The sequence below is a fragment of the Methylobacterium trifolii genome, assembly GCF_022179685.1.
GTDB classification, from domain to species: Bacteria; Pseudomonadota; Alphaproteobacteria; order Rhizobiales; family Beijerinckiaceae; genus Methylobacterium; species Methylobacterium trifolii.
The window spans coordinates 1-21,732 of sequence record NZ_BPRB01000083.1 but is presented as its reverse complement, the minus strand read 5'-3'; the positions used below and the strand labels follow the sequence as shown (position 1 = coordinate 21,732).

19 protein-coding genes and 3 tRNA genes are annotated in these 21,732 nt (G+C 71.1%); 13 read left to right on the top strand and 9 right to left on the bottom strand.

Annotated elements, in window-relative coordinates; all coding sequences use genetic code 11:
- Positions 1–392: 392 nt before the first annotated feature.
- The gene (locus COGEMETH_RS08250; RefSeq protein ID WP_238182121.1) at positions 393–800 is read left to right on the top strand and encodes a hypothetical protein; all 408 of its coding nucleotides are present in this window, start codon (positions 393–395) and stop codon (positions 798–800) included.
- Between the two features lie 105 nt (positions 801–905).
- On the opposite strand, the gene COGEMETH_RS08245 is transcribed toward COGEMETH_RS08250, so the two are convergent.
- Positions 906–981: transfer RNA gene (locus tag COGEMETH_RS08245), tRNA-Val, on the bottom strand.
- A 290-nt stretch (positions 982–1,271) separates the two neighbouring features.
- On the opposite strand from COGEMETH_RS08245, the gene COGEMETH_RS08240 reads away from it, so the two are divergent.
- The 8 genes from COGEMETH_RS08240 (at position 1,272) to COGEMETH_RS08205 (ending at position 7,040) form a co-directional block, all read left to right on the top strand.
- Positions 1,272–1,967, top strand: coding sequence for a 50S ribosomal protein L25/general stress protein Ctc (locus COGEMETH_RS08240; RefSeq protein ID WP_238182120.1), 696 nt, complete (start codon positions 1,272–1,274; stop codon positions 1,965–1,967).
- 95 nt (positions 1,968–2,062) lie between these two features.
- Positions 2,063–2,671 carry an aminoacyl-tRNA hydrolase gene (gene pth / locus COGEMETH_RS08235; protein WP_238182119.1) on the top strand — a complete coding sequence of 203 codons (609 nt, stop codon included), beginning with the start codon at positions 2,063–2,065 and terminating at the stop codon, positions 2,669–2,671.
- Between the two features lie 43 nt (positions 2,672–2,714).
- Positions 2,715–2,948 carry a hypothetical protein gene (locus COGEMETH_RS08230; protein WP_238182118.1) on the top strand — a complete coding sequence of 78 codons (234 nt, stop codon included), beginning with the start codon at positions 2,715–2,717 and terminating at the stop codon, positions 2,946–2,948.
- Positions 2,935–3,387, top strand: coding sequence for a PIN domain-containing protein (locus tag COGEMETH_RS08225; RefSeq protein WP_238182117.1), 453 nt, complete (start codon positions 2,935–2,937; stop codon positions 3,385–3,387). The genes COGEMETH_RS08230 and COGEMETH_RS08225 overlap by 14 nt, the downstream gene beginning before the upstream one ends.
- An 8-nt stretch (positions 3,388–3,395) precedes the next feature.
- Positions 3,396–4,493 (top strand): redox-regulated ATPase YchF, encoded by a 1,098-nt coding sequence (gene ychF, locus COGEMETH_RS08220; protein ID WP_238182116.1) that lies wholly within the window; start codon positions 3,396–3,398, stop codon positions 4,491–4,493.
- 10 nt (positions 4,494–4,503) lie between these two features.
- On the top strand, positions 4,504–5,493 hold the full coding sequence (locus COGEMETH_RS08215; RefSeq protein ID WP_238182115.1) for a MaoC family dehydratase: 990 nt from the start codon (positions 4,504–4,506) through the stop codon (positions 5,491–5,493).
- Between the two features lie 162 nt (positions 5,494–5,655).
- Positions 5,656–5,856: a hypothetical protein gene (locus tag COGEMETH_RS08210; protein ID WP_238182114.1), complete on the top strand. Its 201-nt coding sequence runs from the start codon at positions 5,656–5,658 to the stop codon at positions 5,854–5,856.
- Positions 5,857–6,059: 203 nt separating this feature from the next.
- A complete protein-coding gene (locus tag COGEMETH_RS08205; RefSeq protein ID WP_238182113.1) occupies positions 6,060–7,040 on the top strand; it encodes a quinone oxidoreductase family protein in 981 nt (326 codons plus the stop codon).
- A gap of 42 nt (positions 7,041–7,082) precedes the next feature.
- Here the strand turns inward: COGEMETH_RS08205 and mtnA are convergent, their stop codons facing one another.
- Positions 7,083–8,180, bottom strand: coding sequence for an S-methyl-5-thioribose-1-phosphate isomerase (mtnA, locus tag COGEMETH_RS08200; RefSeq protein ID WP_238182112.1), 1,098 nt, complete (start codon positions 8,178–8,180; stop codon positions 7,083–7,085).
- A 157-nt stretch (positions 8,181–8,337) separates the two neighbouring features.
- Here mtnA and COGEMETH_RS08195 point away from each other — a divergent pair, with 157 nt between their 5' ends.
- Both COGEMETH_RS08195 and COGEMETH_RS08190 read left to right on the top strand, forming a co-directional pair.
- On the top strand, positions 8,338–10,980 hold the full coding sequence (locus COGEMETH_RS08195; RefSeq protein WP_238182111.1) for a DNA translocase FtsK: 2,643 nt from the start codon (positions 8,338–8,340) through the stop codon (positions 10,978–10,980).
- Positions 10,981–11,100: 120 nt separating this feature from the next.
- The gene (locus COGEMETH_RS08190; protein WP_238182110.1) at positions 11,101–14,010 is read left to right on the top strand and encodes a bifunctional [glutamine synthetase] adenylyltransferase/[glutamine synthetase]-adenylyl-L-tyrosine phosphorylase; all 2,910 of its coding nucleotides are present in this window, start codon (positions 11,101–11,103) and stop codon (positions 14,008–14,010) included.
- A 74-nt stretch (positions 14,011–14,084) separates the two neighbouring features.
- Here COGEMETH_RS08190 and COGEMETH_RS08185 read toward each other — a convergent pair.
- From COGEMETH_RS08185 to rocF, 7 genes are all read right to left on the bottom strand, one after another.
- Positions 14,085–14,158: transfer RNA gene (locus tag COGEMETH_RS08185), tRNA-Cys, on the bottom strand.
- A gap of 178 nt (positions 14,159–14,336) precedes the next feature.
- A complete protein-coding gene (locus COGEMETH_RS08180; protein WP_238182109.1) occupies positions 14,337–14,582 on the bottom strand; it encodes a hypothetical protein in 246 nt (81 codons plus the stop codon).
- Positions 14,583–14,975: 393 nt separating this feature from the next.
- Positions 14,976–15,230 (bottom strand): hypothetical protein, encoded by a 255-nt coding sequence (locus tag COGEMETH_RS08175; protein ID WP_238182108.1) that lies wholly within the window; start codon positions 15,228–15,230, stop codon positions 14,976–14,978.
- 150 nt (positions 15,231–15,380) lie between these two features.
- Complete coding sequence (locus COGEMETH_RS08170) at positions 15,381–15,611, bottom strand: hypothetical protein (RefSeq protein WP_238182107.1); 231 nt, start codon at positions 15,609–15,611, stop codon at positions 15,381–15,383.
- A 581-nt stretch (positions 15,612–16,192) separates the two neighbouring features.
- Positions 16,193–16,282: transfer RNA gene (locus COGEMETH_RS08165), tRNA-Ser, on the bottom strand.
- A gap of 174 nt (positions 16,283–16,456) precedes the next feature.
- Positions 16,457–17,317, bottom strand: coding sequence for an urease accessory protein UreD (locus COGEMETH_RS08160; protein ID WP_238182106.1), 861 nt, complete (start codon positions 17,315–17,317; stop codon positions 16,457–16,459).
- Between the two features lie 5 nt (positions 17,318–17,322).
- Entirely contained in the window at positions 17,323–18,309 is a 987-nt protein-coding gene (gene rocF / locus COGEMETH_RS08155; RefSeq protein ID WP_373875331.1) for an arginase, read from the bottom strand.
- 313 nt (positions 18,310–18,622) lie between these two features.
- Here rocF and urtA point away from each other — a divergent pair, with 313 nt between their 5' ends.
- The gene (gene urtA, locus COGEMETH_RS08150) at positions 18,623–19,915 is read left to right on the top strand and encodes an urea ABC transporter substrate-binding protein (protein WP_238182104.1); all 1,293 of its coding nucleotides are present in this window, start codon (positions 18,623–18,625) and stop codon (positions 19,913–19,915) included.
- Between the two features lie 213 nt (positions 19,916–20,128).
- A complete protein-coding gene (gene urtB, locus COGEMETH_RS08145; RefSeq protein WP_238182103.1) occupies positions 20,129–21,700 on the top strand; it encodes an urea ABC transporter permease subunit UrtB in 1,572 nt (523 codons plus the stop codon).
- Positions 21,701–21,732: the final 32 nt, after the last annotated feature.

Below are 21,732 nucleotides of genomic sequence, written 5' to 3'. Positions count from 1 at the left end.
CGGCGAGCGCCGGCTCGGCCCAGGTGCTCTCGGCCGCGAGCGACCTGTCCCGTCAGGCGGGCGACCTGCGCACCGCGGTGGGCGGCTTCCTCGCGACGGTGCGGGCCGCGTAGGCTTGACTGCGCGGGCCTGCGATCCCGGCCCATCGGCTTGGACGACGGCCGCCGGCGATCGGACCGCCTTCCGAAACGTTGCCGCCCTCGAGGCGCCCCACGATGAGCAGGTGCGCGGCGCGTGGCCTCCCGTGGGGGCTCTCCGACGCAGCCATCAAATTACAACCATTGGTTGTGATATGCGCTTTCCGATTGAAATTTTTGATTGGTTGGTAGTGAATGGAGGGAATGATCCCAGGCTCGTAACGTCCGATCCCAAGTCACGGAAAGGGAGATCACATGTCGGATATGCCCTGGGACTACCCGATGCCTGCGGCCGAAGAGACGTTCGGATTCATCTCGATCGACGAGCACACCCATATGGGATGCGTGATCGAGACGGCGACCGATCTCGGAGCATCCCTCGTCATGCTCGATGCAGCCCCGGTTCCCGATCGATTCATGCTCTACTCGCTCGGCTTCGACCGGGCGCAGTTGTGCAGGGCCGTGGGGCGGACGGACGAAACCATTCGGGCCTGGTTCGACGGAGGAACGCCTCCGGCGTGCGCCCAGCCGCACGGACGGCCCCCCTCGCAGCGGAAACGGGGCAGCGCGGCGCCGAGTCGGCGCGCCGAGCGCACGTCCGCGCCGTCGTCGTCCGCGGGCCGCGTCGGCCGGACCGGCAAGAGGTCAGGCGGGCAGTCCTGATCCGGGCGGGCCGCAGGCATCCGGCAGGATGGGCTGCGGCCTCGGGTATAGGCTTACGATCGAGACGGGCCGGTCAGCGGGTTCAGGCCGAGCCCCTGAAGAGACTGGTGGGCGGTGACGGGCTCGAACCGCCGACCCTCTCCGTGTAAAGGAGACGCTCTACCAACTGAGCTAACCGCCCCTGGAGGGCGGTTCGTAAGGCACGCGGGGCCGTCGACGCAAGGGCCGGCCGTGGCCGGTCGCGCGGCGATGGCCGGTGAGCCGCCGGGCGGTGTCCGGCTCCGCACGCGGCACCGGATCGCCGCGGAGGCACCGGCGGCGACGTTGCCTTCGCTGCCCAAGCCCTGTATGGACCCGCCCACGCCCGCCAGACACCCTTGGAGGCACGGGCGCGCGAGGTTCGGTTCGGCCGTCCGTTTCGGGCGGCCTTTGTCGTTCCTCGTCTATCGCATCACACTGAAGGATCACGCCATGAGCGCAGTCAAGCCGCTTGAGGCCGTGGCACGCGACCGGGTCGGCAAGGGGGCCGCCCGGGCCGTTCGTCGCCAGGGCCAGGTTCCCGCCGTCATCTACGGAGGCGGTCAGGAGCCGCAGGCCATCGCCGTCGACCTCGTCCGCACCCGCACCCTGATCTACGCCGGCGGCTTCAAGACCACGCTGTTCGAGATCAATGCCGGCGGCCGGAAGACCCGCGCGATCCCGCGCGACTTCCAGCTCGACCCGGTCACGGGCGTGCCGCTGCATGTCGACTTCCTGCGCGTCGTCGCCGGCCAGACCATCGTCGTCGAAGTGCCGGTGCACTTCGTCAACGAGGACGAGGCCCCCGGCATCAAGAAGCTCGGCGGCACCCTCAACGTCGTGGCCCACACCTTGGCGCTGGACGTCGCCCCCGACCAGATCCCCGACGCGATCGAGGTGGACCTGACCGGCCGCGAGATCGGCGACGTGATCCACGTCTCCGACATCAAGATCCCGGTCGGCACCTATACCGGCGAGCCGACCGACCAAGTGGCCAACATCGTGCCGCCGACCGTGCTCGGCGCCGAGGTGGAGGCCGAGGAGGCCGCCATCGCCGAGGCGCAGGCCACGGAGGCCGCCGAGGAGAAGGCGGAAGCCGAGACCGCCGCCGAGGAAGACGAGGCCGAGAAGGCCGACGACGCCAAGTAAGGGTCGGGGGAGGCCGCGAAGGCCTCCCGCGCGATCCGTCCACCGAAGCCCCGGCCCCGCGGCCGGGGCCTTTTTCGTTTGATGGGTGTCTCCCCATGCGGCTCATCGTGGGCTTGGGCAATCCGGGCCAGCGCTACGCGCGCAACCGCCACAACATCGGCTTCCTCGCCATTGACGCGATCGCGCACGCCCACCGGGCGAGCCCGTTCCGGCGCCGCTTCCAGGGGGAGGCGGCCGAGGTGGTGCTGGGCCAGGAGCGCGCGATCCTGCTCAAGCCCCAGACCTTCATGAACGAGTCCGGCCGCTCGGTCTCGGAGGCGCAGCGCTTCTACAAGATCGCGCTCTCCGACGTGATCGTGCTGCACGACGAACTCGACCTCGCCCCGGCCAAGCTCCGGGTGAAGCTCGGCGGCGGCAATGCCGGGCACAACGGCCTGCGCTCGATCACGGCCCAGTGCGGCAACGAATACCGCCGGGTGCGTCTCGGCATCGGGCATCCAGGCGACAAGGCCCTCGTGCACGCCTTCGTGCTCAACGACTTCGGCAAATCCGAAGAACCCTGGGTCGAGGACCTGTGCCGGGCGCTGGCCGACAACGCACCCGTGCTGGCGTCCGGCGAGAACGAGAGCTTCCAGAACAAGGTGCACCTGGCGATGGTCGGCCGCGGCTGGGCCGACGTGAAGCGGCCGGGCGAGAAGAATTGACACGAAAACACGAGGACACGATATCGAGGGGCCGGAGGCCGCCATGAAGAACGTGACCGTGACGATGGACGAGGCGGTGCTGCAGCGCGCGCGCATCGCCGCCGCGACCGAGGGCAAGAGCCTGTCGAAGTACATCGCCGAGACCGTCGAGCGGCGCGTCGGGCGCCCCCTGACGCAGGTGGAAGCCCTGGAGCGTTTCCTGTCGGGACCGCCGCTCCACCTCCTCGACGAAAACGGCAACGCACCGACGCGCGACCAGATCTATGACGACGACTGAGCGCGTCTTCATCGACACCGACGTCCTCCTCTACGCCCGCGACGACCGCTTTCCGGAGAAGCAGGCGGTCGCGCGGCGCTGGCTGGACCTGCTGGCCAAGCGCGAGGCCGCCGTGGTCAGTCCGCAGGTGCTGGGCGAGTTCCACGCCGTCATCCTGCGCGGCCGGCTGCCGATCGACCCGGAGGAGGCGCGCCGGACGACCCTGGCGCTGGAGACCTGGTCCCACGGCGCGACCGACCTTGAGCTGATCGCCGCCGCGTGGTCTTTGCGCGAGCAGACCGGGTTTCAGTGGTGGGACTGCGTCATTTTGGGCGCGGCGATCCGGGCCGAGTGCCGGTACCTGCTCTCGGAAGACTATCAGCACGGCCGCGAGGTCGAGGGCACGACGATCGTGAACCCGTTCCGGGTCGACCCCGAAACGGTCATGGCGGACTCGTAGGACAGATCATGGGCTTCAAATGCGGCATCGTCGGCCTGCCGAACGTCGGCAAGTCGACCCTCTTCAACGCCCTGACGCAGACGGCCGCGGCGCAGGCGGCCAACTACCCGTTCTGCACCATCGAGCCGAACGTCGGCGAGGTGGCGGTGCCCGATCCGCGCCTGGACGACCTCGCCCGGATCGCGTCATCGAAGGAGATCATCCCGACGCGGCTGACCTTCGTGGACATCGCCGGGCTGGTGCGCGGCGCCTCGAAGGGGGAGGGGCTGGGCAACCAGTTCCTGGCCAACATCCGCGAGGTGGACGCCATCGCCCACGTGGTCCGCTGCTTCGAGGACGGAGACGTGACCCACGTCGAGGGCAAGGTCGACCCGGCCGCCGACATCGAGACCATCGAGACCGAGCTGATGCTGGCCGACCTCGAGAGCCTGGAAAAGCGGATGATCGCCCTGGAGAAGCGGGCACGCGGCGCCGACAAGGAGGCCAAGGAGTTCCTGGACCTCGTCAACCGGGCCCTGCCGCTGCTGCGCGAGGGCAAGCCGGCCCGCCTCGTCCAGCGGAAGCCGGACGAGGAATTCCTGTTCCGGCAGCTCGGCCTGATGACGGCCAAGCCCGTGCTCTACGTCTGCAACGTGGACGAGGGCGATGCCGACCAGGGCAACGCCCACTCCCAGGCCGTGTTCGCGCGGGCGAAGGAAGAGGGCGCGGTGGCCGTGGTGGTCTCGGCCAAGATCGAGAGCGAGATCGCGGTGATGCCGCGGGCCGACCAGGGTGAGTTTCTGGAGGCGGTGGGCCTCGCCGAGCCCGGCCTCAACCGGGTGATCCGGGCCGGCTACGACCTTCTGGGCCTCGTCACCTACTTCACGGTCGGCCCCAAGGAGGCCCGCGCCTGGACGATCACCCGGGGCACCCGCGCGCCGGGCGCGGCGGGCGTGATCCACACCGACTTCGAGAAGGGCTTCATCCGCGCCGAGACCATCGCCTTCAAGGACTACACGTCGCTCAACGGCGAGGCCGGGGCGCGGGATGCCGGCAAGCTCCGGCTCGAGGGCAAGGAGTACATCGTGCAGGACGGCGACGTGCTGCACTTCCGCTTCGCCAACTGAGCGTCTTGCGATGTCAGGCCTGCATTACGAGGACTTCTCCCCCGGCGACGTGATCGTGGGCGAGCCGACGACGGTGAGCCGCGCCGAGATCGTGGCCTTCGCCCAAGAGTTCGACGCGCAGCCCTTCCACCTCGACGAGGCGGCGGCCAAGGACACCTTCGCCGGCCGGCTGATCGGCTCGGGCTGGCACACGGCGGCCCTGGGCATGCGCCTGCTGCACGCCGGCCCGATGCGCGGGCACTCGTCCCTGGGCTCGCCGGGCATCACCGAACTGCGCTGGCTCACGCCCGTGCTGCCCGGCGACCGGCTGACCCTGACCTTGCGCGTCACGGAATGCCGCGCCTCGGCCTCGAAGCCCGACCGCGGCTTCGTGACCTGCACCGTGAGCCTCGACAACGACCGGGCCGAGACGGTGATGACGCAGGCCTTCACCATCATGCTCGCCAAGCGGGGGTCGGAGCCCGCGGCCCCGCGCCCTGTCGAGACCGGGGAGCCCGCGCCCGTGGCCGAGCCGGAGGACGCCGAGGCCATGCCCTTCCTCGGGCAGGCCGAGATCGGCGCGACCCGCGATCTCGGCGCCTACGCCTTCGATGCCGAATCGATCAATGCCTTCGCCCGCGCCTACGACCCGCAGGTGTTCCACCTCGATCCGGAGGGCGCCCGGCAGACCCATTTCGGGGGCCTGTGCGCCTCCGGCTGGCACACGGCGGCGGCCTACATGAAGCGGCTGCTGGCCACCCGCGCCCGCGACCACGCCTACACCGCCGCCCGCGGCGCCGCCCCGATGCTCGGCCCCTCGCCGGGCTTCCGGAACATGCGCTGGCTCGCCCCCGTCTACGCGGGCGACACCCTGCGCTACCGCACCCGCCTCACCGACAAGCGCGCCTCCGCCTCCCGCCCCGGCTGGGGCCTGGCCTTCGCCCACAACACCGCCGAGAACCAGCACGGCACGCCGGTCTTCGCCTTCGACAGCACGGTGTTCTGGCAGTGGGCGCCGTGAGCGGGGGACCTGCGTTGGCGGCCCCTTCTTAACATGGATCAAAGGGTCTAGGTTGGCGCATCCGGGCTTTCCCCGGCGAGGGCCATCCATGTTCGAGACCAGGGCCAGGCCCTGCCCGGCAACGCCCGGCAGGGCTCACGGGCCGCGCGAACGGACACGGCCGTGAAGGCGCATCCGTTCTCGATCGACATCCGGCGCGACACCTTCACGGCCGGCCTGTTCCAGTGGTGGATCAAGAAGTCCGGTGCCCGGTTCGAGGGCTGTCCGGCGCGCTACGGCAGCTTCGAGGAGGCCAGGGTCACGGCCAAGGTCCGGCTCGACGGCGTCATCGCCGATTGGCGCCGCACCAACGCCGTGACCTGAGCCGCCGAACCTTCGGATTCGGGACGGCCTGCGGCCGACATCAGGCGCGACCGAAGCGCCCGGCTGGTTCTCCGATGACTGCGTCCCGAAGTCCCCTCGCGGGCCACGGCACGTCCACCGGACGGGATCGAGAACGGCTGGCCGGTGCCGACCTCCGGGCGGAGCCGTGCTACCGGGCCACCGGCACATCCAGGGAGACGAGCATGTCGGCGAGACGCAGTGTGGTGCTCACGGAATTCGGCCCGCCTCGGGTCATGTCGCTCACGGCCGGGGACCTGCCGGAGCCCGCTGCCGGGGAGGCCCAGATCCGCCAGACGGCGGTCGGCTTCAATTTCATCGACGTCTACCAGCGCAAGGGCGCCTACCCGCTGCCCCTGCCGACCGGGCTCGGCTTCGAGGCGGCCGGGCTCGTCGAGGCCGTCGGGTCCGGCGTGACCGGCGTCGCGGTCGGCGACCGGGTCGCCTACATGAATGCCGGCGTCGGCGCCTACGCGGATCGGCGCAACGTCCCGGCGGACAAGCTGGTCGTCCTGCCGGACATGGTGAGCGACGAGGCCGCCGCCTCGCTCCTGTTCAAGGGCATGACGGCCCAGTACCTGCTGCGGAAGACGCACGCCGTCCGGGACGGCGACCTCCTCCTGGTCCATTCGGCGGCGGGCGGCGTCGGCCAGATCCTGACCCGGTGGGCCACCGCGCTCGGCGCCACCGTCATCGGCACGACCGGATCGCCGGGGAAGCGCGAGGCCGCCCTCGCGGCGGGCTGCAAGGCCGTGGTGGACCTCAACGACGCCGACTGGCCGAAGGCGTTCCTGGCGGCCACGGACGGACGCAAGGCGCGGGTCGTCTACGACGCGGTCGGCAAGGACACCCTGATCCCCTCGCTCGATTGCGCCGCCCCGTTCGGGCTCGTCGTGTCCTACGGCGCGGCCTCCGGCCCCGCGCCGGCCATCGAGCCCGAACTGCTGAACAAGAAGGGCTGCCTGTTCCTGACGCGGCCCTCGGTCTTCCCGCACAACGCCGATGCCGCGACCTTCCGCAGCAACGCCGCCGACCTGTTCGACGCCATCGGCAGGGGTCACGTGCGGGTGGACATCGGGGCGCGCTTTCCCCTGGAGCGGGTCGCGGACGCGCACGAGGCGGCCGAGGCCCGGCGCGTCGCCGGCGCCATCCTGATGATCCCGTAAAAGTCCCTTACGCCCCCGGGCGTCGGCCTCCGGCCGCCTGCCTCACGCCGCCTGCCGGCGCTCGGGGTAGAGGGTCAGGAGCCCCTCCGGATTCGCGGCGCAGACGCCCCGCTCGGTGATCAGCCCGGTCACGAGGCGGGCCGGGGTCACGTCGAAGGCGGGGTTGGCGACGGGGCTGCCGGGGGAGACCACCTCCACCGTGGCGAAGGTGCCGTCGGCCAGGCGGCCGGTGAGGTGGCTGACCTCGCGGCCGTCGCGCTCCTCGATCGGGATCTCGGCCACGCCGTCGTTCAGCGTCCAGTCGATGGTGGAGAAGGGCAGCGCCGCGTAGAAGGGCACGCGGTTGTCGTGGGCGGCCAGCGCCTTCAGGTAGGTGCCGATCTTGTTGCAGACGTCGCCCGCGGCCGTGGTCCGGTCCGAGCCGACGATGCAGAGGTCCACCTGCCCGTGCTGCATCAGGTGGCCGCCCGCGTTGTCGGCGATCACCGTGTGGGGCACGCCGTGGCCGTTCAGCTCGAAGGCGGTGAGCGCCGCCCCCTGGTTGCGGGGCCGGGTCTCGTCCACGAAGACGTGGAGGGGCACGCCGGCCTCGTGGGCCACGTAGATGGGAGCCAGCGCCGTGCCCCAGTCGACGGTGGCGAGCCAGCCGGCGTTGCAATGGGTCAGCACGTTGAGCGGCCGGCCCTTTTCGCGGGCGAGGTCGGTGAAGATGCGGCTGCCGTGGTTGCCGATGGCCCGGCAATTGGCCACGTCCTCCTCCGCGATCCGCCCGGCCTCGGCGAAGGCGCGGCCGAAGCGCTCGGCCGGCTGGATCTGGCGCAGGTTGCCGGCCACCCGATCGAGCGCCCAGCGCAGGTTGATCGCGGTCGGGCGCGTGGCGGCCAGCTGCGCCACCGCGCGGTCGATCCCGTCGGCCGAGGAATCCTCGCGCATCGCCAGGGCGAGGCCGTAGGCGGCGGTGACGCCGATGAGCGGCGCGCCGCGCACCACCATGGTGCGGATCGCGCGGGCCGCGTCGTCCAGGCTCGCCAGCCGCTGCAATTCGAAGGCGAAGGGCAGGCGGGTCTGGTCGATCACCCGGACGCTGATGCCGTCCGCGTCGGGGAAGATGGTCCGGTAGGGCTGTCCGTCGATCCGCATGGCGGCCTCTTGCCACAACCGGGCCGGTTTTGCACCCTTTCGCGCACCGCGGCACGCCATCCGGAGGTCGGCCCCGGTCAGGCTTCCTCAACCTTAAACGGCCGTTAACGCGTCGCCGGTAGCGTCGAGGCCAAGTTTCCTTAGCGTCCGGTCCGTCATGCGCTCGCTCCGCCGCTCCGCGTCGCCCTACGACACCTTCGTCGACACCCTGCGCCCGTTCCTGGCGCGGCGGCTGACGGAACTCGGCGGGCTCGTCCTGTTCACGGGCGCCGTGGCGCTCACCGTGGCCCTGGCGACGTGGTCGATCGACGATCCGAGCCTCAACCACGCCACCGACCACCGGGCCCACAACGTCCTGGGCCAGCCCGGTGCCGTGGTCTCGGACCTCGCCATGCAGATCCTCGGGCTCGGGTCGCTGGCCTTCGTGCTGCCCCCGGCGCTCTGGGGCATCCGCCTGATCCGCGAGCGCGACCTGCCGCGGGGCGGCATGCGCATCGCCCTGTGGATCATCGGCTTCTGCGCCGCGAGCGCGGTCGCCAGCGCCCTGCCGCCCACCGCCCGCTGGCCGTTGCCCACCGGCCTCGGGGGCGTGGCGGGCGACGCCCTGATGTCGTCGGCCCGCACCATCGTCGGGGCGATCTCCTCGGGCGCGGCCGCCCTCGTCGGCTTCGCCTACGCAGGCATCGCGATCCTGAGCCTGACCGGCGCCTGCCGGGTGGGCGCCAGCCTGGACGACGACGCCGAGCCGGTGCCCTACGCGCCCCGCGAGCCCGTGCGGCGTGCCCAGTACCGGCCGGACGGGCGCGAGGACACGGACGAGCCGGGCCTCGGCCTCGTCGGCCTCGGCGCCCTGGCACAGGCCGTGATGCAGGGCCGGGCCGCCCTCAGTGACAGGCTCGACGCGTGGCGGGCCCGGCGCGCCGGCCCCGCCGACGCCTATGCCGGCGCCTCCCCGGCGCTCGCCGCCCGGCGCGCCTTCTCCGACGAGGACCTGCCCTGGGCCGGCCACCAGCCGGAGGCGGTCCGCGACGCGGTCCGGCGCGAACCGGTCTTCGAGGCGCCGCGCCCCTCGCCCCGCTCCGTGCCGGTCACCCAGGACGACGAGCCCGAGGACAGCCACGCGGACGGCCCCGAGACCGGCCCCATGCCCGAGCCCGTGCCGGCGGAGGCTGCGCGCGCCCGCGTCTCGGCGCCGGCCGCCGCGCCCGTTCCGGCCCGGCGCCCGCCGCCGCCGGCCATGCACCCGGACGACTACGCTCTCCCGGACCTCGACCTGCTGGCCGAGCCGCGGGGCCCGTCGCAGGCGAGCTTGGTCTCGGCCGACGCCCTCGAGCAGAATGCGACCCTGCTGGAGGCCACGCTCAGTGATTTCGGCGTGCGCGGCGACATCCTGGCCGTGCGGCCCGGCCCCGTCGTCACCCTCTACGAGCTCGAGCCGGCGCCCGGCACCAAGTCCTCCCGCGTGATCGCGCTGGCCGACGACATCGCCCGCTCGATGTCGGCCGTCTCCGCCCGCGTCGCCGTGGTGCCCGGCCGCAACGCCATCGGCATCGAGTTGCCGAACGCCAAGCGCGAGACCGTGTACCTGCGCGAACTCCTGGCCTCGGCCGACTTCGTCGAGACCAAGCACCGCCTCGCTTTGTGCCTGGGCAAGAACATCGGCGGCGAGCCGATCATCGCCGACCTCGCCCGGATGCCCCACCTACTCGTTGCCGGCACCACCGGCTCGGGCAAGTCGGTCGCCATCAACACCATGATCCTCAGCCTGCTCTACCGGATGAAGCCGGAGGAGTGCCGCCTGATCATGGTCGATCCCAAGATGCTGGAGCTCTCCGTCTACGACGGCATCCCGCATCTCCTCTCCCCCGTCGTCACCGACCCGAAGAAGGCGGTCATCGCCTTGAAGTGGGCCGTGCGCGAGATGGAGGAGCGCTACAAGAAGATGTCCAAGATCGCGGTGCGCAACATCGACGGCTTCAACGCCCGGCTCGCCGAGGCGCGGGCGCGGGGCGAGGTCCTGACGCGCACGGTCCAGACCGGGTTCGACCGGCAGACCGGCGAGGCGATCTACGAGGACGAGGCCATGGACCTCAACCCTCTGCCCTACATCGTGATCGTGGTCGACGAGATGGCCGACCTGATGATGGTGGCGGGTAAGGACATCGAGGGCGCCATCCAGCGGCTGGCGCAGATGGCGCGCGCGGCCGGCATCCACCTGATCATGGCGACGCAGCGCCCGTCCGTCGACGTCATCACCGGCACGATCAAGGCAAACTTCCCGACCCGGATCTCCTTCCAGGTCACGAGCAAGATCGATTCGCGCACGATCCTGGGCGAGATGGGCGCCGAGCAGCTGCTCGGTCAGGGCGACATGCTGTTCATGGCCGGCGGCGGTCGCACCACCCGCGTGCACGGGCCGTTCTGCTCGGACTCGGAGGTCGAGAGCGTGGTCGCCCACCTCAAGCGCCAGGGCCGCCCGAGCTACCTCGACGCCGTCACCGCCGACGACGGCAGCGAGGACGCCCCCAAGGGCAAGGCTGGGGCCGGCGAGATCGAGATGGACGGGGCGGTGTTCGACCAGGGCTCCTTCGGCGAGGCCGGGGGCGACCTCTACGAGCAGGCGGTGCAGGTGGTGCTGCGCGACCAGAAGGCCTCCACCAGCTACATCCAGCGCCGCCTGCAGATCGGCTACAACCGCGCCGCCTCGATCATGGAGCGGATGGAGATCGAGGGCATCGTCGGCCCGGCCAACCATGCCGGCAAGCGCGAGATCCTGGTGGAGACCGAAGCGGGCCGCTGATATCGCGCCCGCCGCCCTGTCGCCCTATCCTTAACCCCGACGAAGCGGCCAGCCGCGGGGCGTCCGGTCCGGACGCCGCAGCGGATCGAGAGCGCGCTCGGACGGGGAGGGCCGGTCGGCATGACGCACGAACCTTTGCGGGCACGCCTTGCCGCGGCGCCCGTCCTCTCCGACCCGCACGGCGCCGAGGCCCGGCTGGCCGAGATCGCACCCGCGCTGCCCGCCGGACTGCTGGACGAACCGGTGCGCCGGCTCCTACTCGGGCTCGCCGACCATTCGCCCTTCCTCTGGCACTTGGCCGCGCGCGAGCCGGAGCGGCTGGCCGGCCTGCTGGAGACCGCCCCCGAGGAATCGAGCGCGCGGATCGTGGCCGCCCAGCGCGCCGCCGGCCGAGCCGTAGACGGCGCGATCGACCTCGACGCGGTCGGCCGTACGCTGCGTCGGAACCGGCAGGCCCACGCCCTGCTGGTGGCGCTCGCCGACATCGGCGGCCTCTGGCCCCTGGAGACGGTGACGCGGGCCCTTTCGGACTTCGCCGACGCCTCCGTCTCGGCGGCCCTCGACGCCCTCCTCGCCCAGGCCGCCTCCCTCGGGCGCTTCCTACCGAAAGACCCGGCCGCGCCGCAGGCGGGCTCGGGCCTCGTGGTGCTGGGCCTGGGCAAGCTCGGCGGGCAGGAGCTGAACTATTCGAGCGACATCGACCTCGTGGTGCTGTTCGACCCCGAGGTTGCCCCCCTCAAGCCGGGGCTGGAGCCGGCGCCGTTCTTCAGCCGGCTGGCGCAGGGCGCGGCCCGGCTGCTCGAGGACCGGACCGGGGACGGCTACGTCCACCGGGTCGACTACCGCCTGCGCCCCGATCCCGGCTCGACGCCGACTGCCCTCTCGCTGAACGCGGCCTACGGCTATTACGAGAGCGTCGGCCAGAACTGGGAGCGGGCCGCCTTCATCAAGGCCCGGCCGATCGCGGGCGACATCACGGTCGGCGAGCGGTTCCTGGCCGAATTGCGCCCCTTCATCTGGCGCAAATACTTCGATTTCGGCTCGATCGCGGACGTGCACGCGATGAAGCGGCAGATCCATGCGGTGCGCGGGCACGACACCCTGGCGGTGGCCGGCCACGACATCAAGCTCGGGCGCGGCGGCATCCGCGAGGTGGAGTTCTTCGTCCAGACCCAGCAGCTCGTCTTCGGCGGCCGGCGCCCGGGCCTGCGCGGGAGCCGCACAGTCCCGATGCTCGGCGAACTGGAGCGCGAGGGCTGGATCGACGCCGCCGCCCGCGACGAACTCGCCGCCGCCTACGCCTTCCTGCGCGGCATCGAGCACCGCCTCCAGATGGTGCGCGACGAGCAGACCCAGCGCCTGCCCACGGACGCCGGCGATCTCGCCCGCTTCGCGCACTTTGCCGGATACGCGGACCTGCCCGCCTTCGAGGCGACCCTGCTGCACCATGCGCGGCGGGTGCAGACCCACTACGCCCTGCTGTTCGAGGCCGCCCCCGACCTCTCGGCGGCGGTGGGCGACCTCGTCTTCAGCGGCGCCGACGACGACCCGGCCACCCTCGCCACCTTACGCGAACTCGGCTTCCGCGAGCCGGAGCGGACGGTGGAGACCGTGCGCGGCTGGCATTTCGGGCGCCGGCCCGCCGTGCGCAGCCCGCGGGCCCGCGAGGTCCTGACCGAACTCGTCCCCGCCCTGATCCAGGCGCTCTCCGGCACGCCGGACCCGGACGCAGCGCTGGCGGCACTCGACAACGCCTTCGGGCGGATGCCGGCGGCGGTGGAACTGCTGACCATCCTGCGCTCGCACGAGCGGCTGCGGCTGCTCTTCGCGGACCTGCTCGGCACGGCCCCGCGGCTGGCCGACACCGTCGCCTTCAGCCCGCACGTCCTCGACGCGGTGATCGACCCCGCCTTCGTCGAGCCGACGACGGACGCGGGCGCGCTGGCCGCGCAGTTCTCCGCCCTCGTCGGCACGCCGGCCGCCCACGAGGACTTCCTCGACCGCAGCCGCGACGCCGCCCGGCAACTGCGCTTCGTCACCGGCGCGCGGCTGCTCTCGGGCATCCTCACGCCGGAAGGGGCGGGGCTCGCCTTCTCGGGCATCGCGCAGGCCGCGGTCTCGGCGAGCCTCGCGGCGGTGGCCGAGGGCTTCTGGGCCGAGCACGGCCGGGTGCCGGGGGGCCGCATGGTCCTCCTCGGCTTCGGCCGCCTGGGTTCGCGCCAGCTCACGGCCGATTCCGACCTCGACCTCGTGGTGCTCTACGATTTCGACCCCGAGGACCGCACCAGCGACGGGCCGCGCCCCCTGGACGCGGCGGTGGCCTACAACCGCCTGACCCAGCGCCTCGTGGCCGCGCTCACCGCACCCACCCGCCGGGGCGGCCTCTACGAGATCGACCTGCGCCTGCGCCCCGGCGGCGGGCAGGGGATGATCGCCTCGCAATTCCGCAGCTTCCGCAGCTACCTCCGGGACGAGGCCGAGCCCTGGGAGGAGATGGCCCTGACCCGCGCCCGCGTGCTCTGCGGCGACGCGACCCTCGCCGCGGAGGTGGAGGCCGCCATCGGCAAGGCCCTGTGCCGTCCCCGCGACCGCGCGGCGCTTTATGCCGAAGTGCGGGCGATGCGCGACCTCGTCGCCAAGGAGAAGGGCGACCACGGCCCCCTCGACCTCAAGCGCGCGCCGGGCGGCCTCCTCGACCTCGACTTCCTGGCCCAGGCCCTGGTGCTGGCCCACGCCGCCGAGCACCCCGGCCTCGTCGGGCTCGACGCTCCCGCGGTGCTGGACCGGGCAGCAAAAGCCGGGCTGCTGCCGGAGGCGGAGGCCGCGCGCCTGGTCGCGGCCTACCGCCTGTTCGACGACGTGCACCACTGGCAGCGGCTGATGGTGGAAGGCGAGGCGAGCCAGGCCCCCCCGGCCGCGATGGCGCGGCTTGCCGTGGCGATGGGCCTGCCCGACGCCCGGACGCTCATCGCCCAGCTCGACGCCGAGCGGACGGATGTGCGGGAGCGGTTCCTGCATCGGCTGGCCTGAGGCGGATCCGAGCCCCCGAGCCGACGCCCGCACGTCATGCGGCCGGGGCGTTGAAGTGGAGGGGATGGGAGATATGGAGGCCTCGCCCGGAATCGAACCGGGGTGCAAGGATTTGCAGTCCTCTGCGTAACCACTCCGCCACGAGGCCCCACGTCGCGCGATCGCCCGGAGGGCGCCTCGCGAAACCCCGCGCGCCGGGCGGCCGGTGCGGGGAGGAGCGGTCTCTAGCAGAGGAGATGCGCTCCCGGCAACGGCCCCGGTGCCACTTCTTCGGGGCAATCGGGCGCGTCCGGTCGCTCTGTCGGGCCGGCGCGCCGCAGACCACGTCACGGGTAGACGCGGACGTGGCGGACGACGCAGCCGCAATATTGCAGGCGGTTGCCCTTCCGGACGTAGCGGTGCTCGACGATCACGGCGCGCCGCGGCGCGACCTCGGCCGACCCGAGTGCGATGCCGCCGAGGATCTCGGCGGCCGCGAGGCCGCCGAAGCCCATGGCCTGTGCGGGGGCGGCAACGGCGGTGCCGAGGGTGAGGGCGGTGACCGCCATCGTGACGGTCTTGCGAATGGACATCGTGATCTCCTGCTTGGCTGCGTCCGTCCGGCAGGTCGCCGGGGACACCCTCGGTCTGAAGGCCGCGCATTGCAGGAGAAGTGCGTGGGGCGGGGCGATGATTGCAGTCGGGTTTCCAATCGAATGCCTCGTGTGGACGCACACATGACCCTATCCCGGCCTCGCAGCCTCCACCTCGACGCGACCTGGCACCGGGGACGGGCCCGTTCGCGCGGCCGGGCACGCCGACGGAAGTCGTGGCCGGCCCGGCCTCCAGCGTCGGGAACGTCGGCCCGGAAACGGCCGTACCCGCCGACCCGGGACCATCCGGGCTCGGGCACCGCGCAAGACCGTCGATGACCCCGGGTCCGTCCCCGCCCCGCGATGGCGCGGCGGGCTCTTCGTGGGAGACGCCTACTCGGCTGCCGTGGATGTCACGGGACGCATCGCCTCCTGGCGCGCGACGGCGAGGATGCGGTGCCGTCCCGGTCCGGCCGGCGTCGCCGTCCAGAGCCGGAGCAACTCCGCGACACGGCCCAGATCACTGTCGCAACCGTCGTTGAAGAGATCGGCGATCCGGCAATCGAGAGCCGCCGATAGGGCGAGCAGAATTCGATGTGAACGATCGGCTCCCTCGCCCGTCGTCGATCCATCTCTCAGATCAAGCATCGTGTGCCTTTACGAAGCCGGGTGGCGGAAATCCCATATAAATTGCGGCCAATCGAATTGTCCATCGCAGGAAAAATACAACGCAGGCGTGTACGGTTGCGTACATTTGACTACAACCCTCAAATAGGTGAATACAATCCAGAGATGCAATTACGAACTCGATTCGATGCCCTGGCCGACGCCTGCCTGGAGGCACATGAAGCCGTCATGGCGCACGGGTCCGAGGAGATGAAACTCGCGTCCCGGTTGCTCCTGTTGTCGCTCGGGCGCGAGATTGCGAAGCGAAATCATGGCGTCGATGGTCGAGAGACTGCCGAACACGTCGATAACGAGTCGAGCGAACGAAATCGCCCGAATCATATCTCCAAAAGCAAGCAGCACGACGCTCCATAAGTCGCAGCTTGTTTTATTCGACGGTGAGTTCGATGATGGTCTATGTTGTTAGAGTTGCCGTATCTTTAGGCTATCCTACCATATCGACAGAACAACGGTACGCCGTTCTGGCATGTTCCCAGGGAGCGGCCGAGGATTGCATCCGCAATCGCCTGGCTTTCAACGAGATCGTCTCCACGGACGAGACGCTGAGCGAGCAGGAGGGGTCGGACCTGGGCATGCGGGAAGGTGAGCCGAAGTTGCTGGTGTAGCCCTTCGATAAAACCCACGGTGGTGGCCTGCCCCTGGAGCGTGAGCCTCCCGGAAGGACGATAGCCAAGCTTGTGGAGCATGTTGTCAGGCTCCGGAAGACGCATCCGGACGGGTTCGGCCGCCGCAACGGGCCGGTCTCCGGACCCGCGCCGCGACCTCGGCCGATGCCCGATCGATCCACAGGCCGCGCCGCCGAGCGGCTTCTTCAACAAGGGGTATGGGTTCGTCTTTCTCCCGCACAGACAGGGGAGGCGCATCGTCCGCGGGTGGGGCAGATGGTCCGGGAAGGCCGATGTCCCTGATCGATCGATGGATTCTGGCGGAAGGGGTGGGATTCGAACCCACGGTGGAGTTGCCCCCACGGCGGTTTTCAAGACCGCTGCCTTAAACCACTCGGCCACCCTTCCCGTCGTGTGCTCGACCCGGCTTCCGGCCTGCGCGGCCGCAGCCCCGGGCCCTCCGTGGCACGCCTCCACTATGGCCTTGCGAAGCACGGCGTCAACGTGCGCCGCGACGCCCTCCCGCCACCGGCCTGCCGCGTGTCGCCCGGCGGCGGTCGCCATCGGCTTGCCGGCCCAGGCTCAGCTCTGCCACACGCGCGGCATCGGGCTGCTGCGGTAGCCCGCGAGGAAGCGGGCGGCGAGGCTGCGCAGTGCGCCGATCTCCGGCCCGAGGAGGCGCACGGCGAGGTGGCCGTTCCAGGCGCTGGCACCGGCCTCGAGGCTCGGCGCCCCGGCGCCGGCCGCGTCGAGCCGGGCGCGGGCCTCCTCCAGGCGGCCTTCCGCGCCGGGGGAGAGGTCGAGCAGCGTGGCGCAGGCCCGCGCCCCGCCGCCGATGGCGGCCCGCGCCAGCAGGGCCGCGACCGGGCCGTCGAGGCGCAGCGTGTCGGCGTAGACGAGGCGGCCCCCCCGGCGCACCCGCCAGACGTCCTCGAACAGGCCCTGCTCCACGGCCTCGTTGCGGGCATGGCGGCCGAAGGCCACCGCCTCGAACACGAGGAGGCTCGCGTCTTGGGCGAGGTCGGCCTCGAAGCGGCGGGCCATCCGCGCCCGGTCGAACAGGATCGTCTCCTGCGGCAGCCAGGCCAGCCGGGCGCCGGCGCCCAGCCTCACTTGGTTCTCGACGCGGCTGACCGGGCCGTCCGAACGGTAGATCTTCTCGGCCGCGGTCGTGGTCAGGACGAGGCGGGCATTTTCAGCGAGGTCGAGGGCGACGCGGAAGTGATCGCCGCAGGCGATGCCGCCGGCCGTGTTGACAAGGACCGCCTCCAGTTCGGCCTCTCGCATCCGCGGGAAGCGCAGGCGCGAGGGGCCGGATTCGGCAAGGTCCAGGATGCGCGTCGGGCCCTCGGGGCCGCCGGCGGGCCCGACGCACAAGGCGACGCTGCCGACCGAGCGCTGCCGCGCCGGGCCGGATTCGGCCTGCGCATCCCCTCCCTGCATCCGGGTCAGCCGCGGACGGCGGAGCCGGGGGGCACCGCCTGGATCGGCGGGGTCGGCCGGTCGAGGATGCGTCGCCCGAACAGGCTCGCCACCAATTCCACCAGCACGCGGGCGCTGCGACCGCGCTCGTCCAGGAACGGGTTCAGTTCGACTACGTCGAGGGATCGGACGAGGCCGGAATCGTGCAGCATCTCCATGATGAGGTGCGCCTCGCGGAAGGTCGCCCCGCCCGGCACCGTGGTGCCGACGCCGGGCGCGATCGCGGGATCGAGGAAGTCCACGTCGAAGCTCACATGCAGGTGCCCGCGGGCTTGCGCGACCCGCTCCAGGCTCCGGCGCAAGGGGGCCACAACTCCGAACTCGTCGATGTCGCGCATGTCGGTGACCTCGACGCGCCGGGCCGTGACCAGGGCGCGCTCGCCCGCATCGATCGAGCGCAGGCCGAAGAGATGCACATGGGCCGGGTCGAGGGGCGGGCGGTCCGGCTCGGGGAACAGACCGGGAAAGCCCGGCTCGCCGCAAAGCGCTGCCAGCGGCATGCCATGGAGGTTGCCCGAGGGCGAGGTCTCGGGGGTGTTGAAATCGGCATGCGCGTCGAGCCAGAGCACGAAGAGCGGACGGCCCGAGCGGGCGCAGTGGCGCATCGCCCCGTCGACGGAGCCGAGCGACAGGCTGTGGTCGTCACCGGCCACCAGGGGCAGGGCGCCGTCGTCGAGCGCCGCCTCCACGGCGTGCGACAGGGCCGCCGTCCAGGCGGTGACGGCGGGCAGGCCGCTCGCCCCGGCGGGCAGGTCCGGCACCACGTCGCCCCGGTCGAGGACCGTGCGGCCAAGGTCGCGCAGGGTGCGCACGAGGCCGGCGGTGCGAAGCGCCGCCGGACCCATCAGGGCGCCGGGTTCGCTGGTGCCGACCTCGATCGGGGCGCCGAGGATCGCGATCCGCGCGGACTCGTCCGTGGCCTCGGTCATCGCTGCGCGCGGCTCCCCGGACATCCTGCTTCCAACCGATCGGGACTGCCGGACCCCTGGTCGGGCGGGGCCGACATCCTCGGCAGGGCGGGCCATAGCAGGGCTCTGCCGGGAACGCGACCGGGAGGGATCGGCCATCCGGCATCGCAGCCCTCCGCGAATTGCCTAATTGGTAAGCAATTTGCCCCCCTCGTCGGCGATCGATGACCGGATCGGCAGGCCTGCCGCAAGAACCGGCAACGCGCGGCCGGTTCCATGGAGGCGGACGGACGGATCGTCGCGCACTGGCATATCGCTTGCTGTGCCTGGCCAGCTGCAAGAAGCGGGTAGGGGTGGAATGACGACGATCTGGAAGAACTGGACCACGGCGGCCGCGCTCGCAGGCGCACTGGCCATCGGTGGGCCGGCGGCGGGCACCGCGCAGGCGCAGGAGACCATCAAGGTCGGCATCCTGCACTCCCTCTCGGGGACGATGGCGATCTCCGAGACGACGCTCAAGGACGCGATGCTGATGCTCATCGCCGAGCAGAACAAGAAGGGCGGGGTGCTCGGCAAGAAGCTGGAGGCCGTGGTGGTCGACCCGGCCTCGAACTGGCCGCTGTTTGCGGAGAAGGCCCGCGAGCTGATCGCCAAGGACAAGGTCTCGGCCGTATTCGGCTGCTGGACCAGCGTCTCGCGCAAGTCCGTGCTGCCGGTGTTCAAGGAGCTCGACTCGATCCTGTTCTACCCGGTCCAGTACGAGGGCGAGGAGAGCGAGCGGAACGTGTTCTACACGGGCGCCGCCCCGAACCAGCAGGCGATCCCGGCCGTCGACTACCTCGCCAAGGAGGAGAAGGTCGAGCGCTGGGTGCTGGAGGGTACGGACTACGTCTACCCGCGCACCACCAACAAGATCCTGGAGGCCTACCTCAAGTCCAAGGGCGTGAAGGCCGAGGACATCTCGATCAACTACACCCCCTTCGGCCAGTCGGACTGGCAGACGCGGGTGGCCGCGATCAAGGCCTTCGGCTCGGCCGGCAAGAAGACCGCCGTGGTCTCGACCATCAACGGCGACGCCAACGTGCCGTTCTACAAGGAGCTGTCGAACCAGGGGATCAAGGCCACCGACATCCCCGTGGTCGCCTTCTCGGTGGGCGAGGAGGAACTGGCCGGCATCGATACCAAGCCGCTGCTCGGGCACCTGGCCGCCTGGAACTACTTCATGTCGATCGACACGCCCGAGAACAAGGCGTTCATCGACCAGTGGCACGCCTTCACCAAGAACGCCAAGCGCGTCACCAACGACCCGATGGAGGCCCACTACATCGGCTTCAACATGTGGGTGAAGGCGGTGGAGAAGGCCGGCACGACCGACCCCGACAAGGTGATCGCGGCGCTGCCCGGCACCGAGCAGAAGAACCTCACCGGCGGCACCGCCAAGATGCTGGCCAACCACCACATCACCAAGCCGGTCTTCATCGGCGAGATCAAGGAGGGCGGCCAGTTCGACGTGGTGTTCAAGACCGACGAGCTGATCCCCGGCGAGGCCTGGTCGAAGCAGCTCGAGGGCTCGAAGGACCTGGAAGCCGACTGGGTCAAGCTCAACTGCGGCAACTACAACACCAAGACCAAGAAGTGCGGGGGCGCCTGAGCGCCGACGTTCTTCGTCCTACGACGCCTCTCTCCTCCCCCCGACGGGGAGGAGCCGGAGGTGGGGGTGGTGCCGGATGAGGCTCAGCGGTCCCTTCTGAACCACCCACACCCCTACCCCTCCCCACAAAGGGGAGGGGACACGCCCCCCGGCCCACCATCCGCATCCTCTCCCGCACGGGAGAGGCCCCCGCGCTCCCGCCTGAACGGGCCGATGCTCCTCCGCCTCCTCGCCCTGCTCCTCTGCCTGCTGGCCGCCCCAGCGCTCGCGCAGGCGCCCTACGACAAGCTCGCCAGCGACAGCTACGGCGACATCGAGGCCGGCATCGTCGGGCTGGCGGCCAGCGGCGACCCGCGCGCCGGGGCGATCCTCGGGGCGCTGGCCGACGGCCGGCTGCTGTACCGGCCCGCCGACAAGGCCCTGTTCCTCAAGGAGGGCGCGGGCCTGGTCGACGCCCGCACGGGCGCGCCGGCCACGGCGGACGGCCTCAAGCCGGTGCGCGCCAACAACAAGGTCCGCCGCGCCATCGACGCGGCGCAAGGGCAACTCAACCTCGCGAGCCCCAACCCGGACAAGCGCCGCGAGGCCGCCGACGCGGTGTTCAAGGCCCGCGACGCGGCAGCGCTTCCCGCGATCGAGGCGGCACTCGCCAAGGAGCCCGATGCCGGGGTCAAGCGGACGCTCACCGAGGCGCGGGCCGCCACGCTCCTGGCCCGGCCCGGCACCGGGGAATCCGAGCGGCTTTCGGCCATCGCACCGATCCAGGCGCGGGGCGACGGCGACGCCATGGCGATCCTGCGCGGGCTCTCGACCGCCGATCCGAGCGAGGCGGTGAAGGCGGCAGCCTCCCGCGGCATCGCGGCAATCGAGACGCGGCTTGCCGTGATCGCGGCCCTCCAGAACGTCTGGTACGGGATCTCGCTGGGCTCCGTGCTGCTGCTGGCAGCCATCGGGCTCGCCATCACCTTCGGGGTGATGGGGGTCATCAACATGGCCCACGGCGAGATGGTGATGCTGGGCGCCTACACCACCTACCTGGTGCAGGACGCGCTGCGCACCCACGCCCCCGCCCTAGCCGGCTGGGCCCTGCCGCTCAGCATCCCGGCCGCCTTCCTGGTGGCGGGCGCGGTCGGCGTGCTGATCGAGCGCTTCATCATCCGCTTCCTCTACGGCCGGCCGCTGGAGACCCTGCTCGCCACCTTCGGCGTCAGCCTCGTGCTGCAGCAGACCGTGCGCTCGATCTTCGGGCCGACGAACCGGGAGGTCGGCTCGCCGCCCTTCATGACCGGCACCTTCGACCTGTTCGGGATGGCCATCACCTGGGGCCGGCTCTGGATCGTGCTCTTTTCCCTCGCCGTCTTCCTCGGCCTGCTGTTCGTGCTGCGAAAGACCTCCTTCGGCCTCAAGACGCGGGCCGTGACCCAGAACCGGCGCATGGCCGCGGCCATGGGCATCCGCACGCCGTGGGTCGATGCCATGACCTTCGGCCTCGGCTCCGGCATCGCGGGCATCGCGGGCGTAGCCCTGTCGCAGATCGACAACGTCTCGCCCAACCTCGGCCAGGGCTACATCATCGATTCCTTCCTGGTGGTGGTGTTCGGCGGCGTCGGCAACCTCTGGGGCACGCTGGTCGCCGCCCTGACGCTCGGCGTCGCCAACAAGCTCGCCGAGCCGTATCTCGGCGCGGTGCTGGCCAAGATCGCCCTGCTGATCTTCATCATCCTGTTCATCCAGAAGCGCCCGCGCGGGCTGTTCGCCCTCAAGGGCCGGGCGGTGGAATCGTGAGGGGCACCGCACCTTTCCCTCCCCCCTCTGCG

Bases quoted from the DNA above. Each gene is read 5' to 3' on its own strand.
- COGEMETH_RS08160 (WP_238182106.1), bottom strand. From the start codon at position 17,317: ATGCAGGGAGGGGATGCGCAGGCCGAATCCGGCCCGGCGCGGCAGCGC.
- COGEMETH_RS08195 (WP_238182111.1), top strand. From the start codon at position 8,338: ATGCGCTCGCTCCGCCGCTCCGCGTCGCCCTACGACACCTTCGTCGAC.
- COGEMETH_RS08205 (WP_238182113.1), top strand. From the start codon at position 6,060: ATGTCGGCGAGACGCAGTGTGGTGCTCACGGAATTCGGCCCGCCTCGG.
- COGEMETH_RS08240 (WP_238182120.1), top strand. From the start codon at position 1,272: ATGAGCGCAGTCAAGCCGCTTGAGGCCGTGGCACGCGACCGGGTCGGC.
- COGEMETH_RS08190 (WP_238182110.1), top strand. From the start codon at position 11,101: ATGACGCACGAACCTTTGCGGGCACGCCTTGCCGCGGCGCCCGTCCTC.
- COGEMETH_RS08180 (WP_238182109.1), bottom strand. From the start codon at position 14,582: ATGTCCATTCGCAAGACCGTCACGATGGCGGTCACCGCCCTCACCCTC.
- COGEMETH_RS08225 (WP_238182117.1), top strand. From the start codon at position 2,935: ATGACGACGACTGAGCGCGTCTTCATCGACACCGACGTCCTCCTCTAC.
- COGEMETH_RS08230 (WP_238182118.1), top strand. From the start codon at position 2,715: ATGAAGAACGTGACCGTGACGATGGACGAGGCGGTGCTGCAGCGCGCG.
- ychF (WP_238182116.1), top strand. From the start codon at position 3,396: ATGGGCTTCAAATGCGGCATCGTCGGCCTGCCGAACGTCGGCAAGTCG.
- COGEMETH_RS08250 (WP_238182121.1), top strand. From the start codon at position 393: ATGTCGGATATGCCCTGGGACTACCCGATGCCTGCGGCCGAAGAGACG.
- COGEMETH_RS08175 (WP_238182108.1), bottom strand. From the start codon at position 15,230: ATGCTTGATCTGAGAGATGGATCGACGACGGGCGAGGGAGCCGATCGT.
- mtnA (WP_238182112.1), bottom strand. From the start codon at position 8,180: ATGCGGATCGACGGACAGCCCTACCGGACCATCTTCCCCGACGCGGAC.
- COGEMETH_RS08215 (WP_238182115.1), top strand. From the start codon at position 4,504: ATGTCAGGCCTGCATTACGAGGACTTCTCCCCCGGCGACGTGATCGTG.
- urtA (WP_238182104.1), top strand. From the start codon at position 18,623: ATGACGACGATCTGGAAGAACTGGACCACGGCGGCCGCGCTCGCAGGC.
- pth (WP_238182119.1), top strand. From the start codon at position 2,063: ATGCGGCTCATCGTGGGCTTGGGCAATCCGGGCCAGCGCTACGCGCGC.
- urtB (WP_238182103.1), top strand. From the start codon at position 20,129: ATGCTCCTCCGCCTCCTCGCCCTGCTCCTCTGCCTGCTGGCCGCCCCA.
- rocF (WP_373875331.1), bottom strand. From the start codon at position 18,309: ATGTCCGGGGAGCCGCGCGCAGCGATGACCGAGGCCACGGACGAGTCC.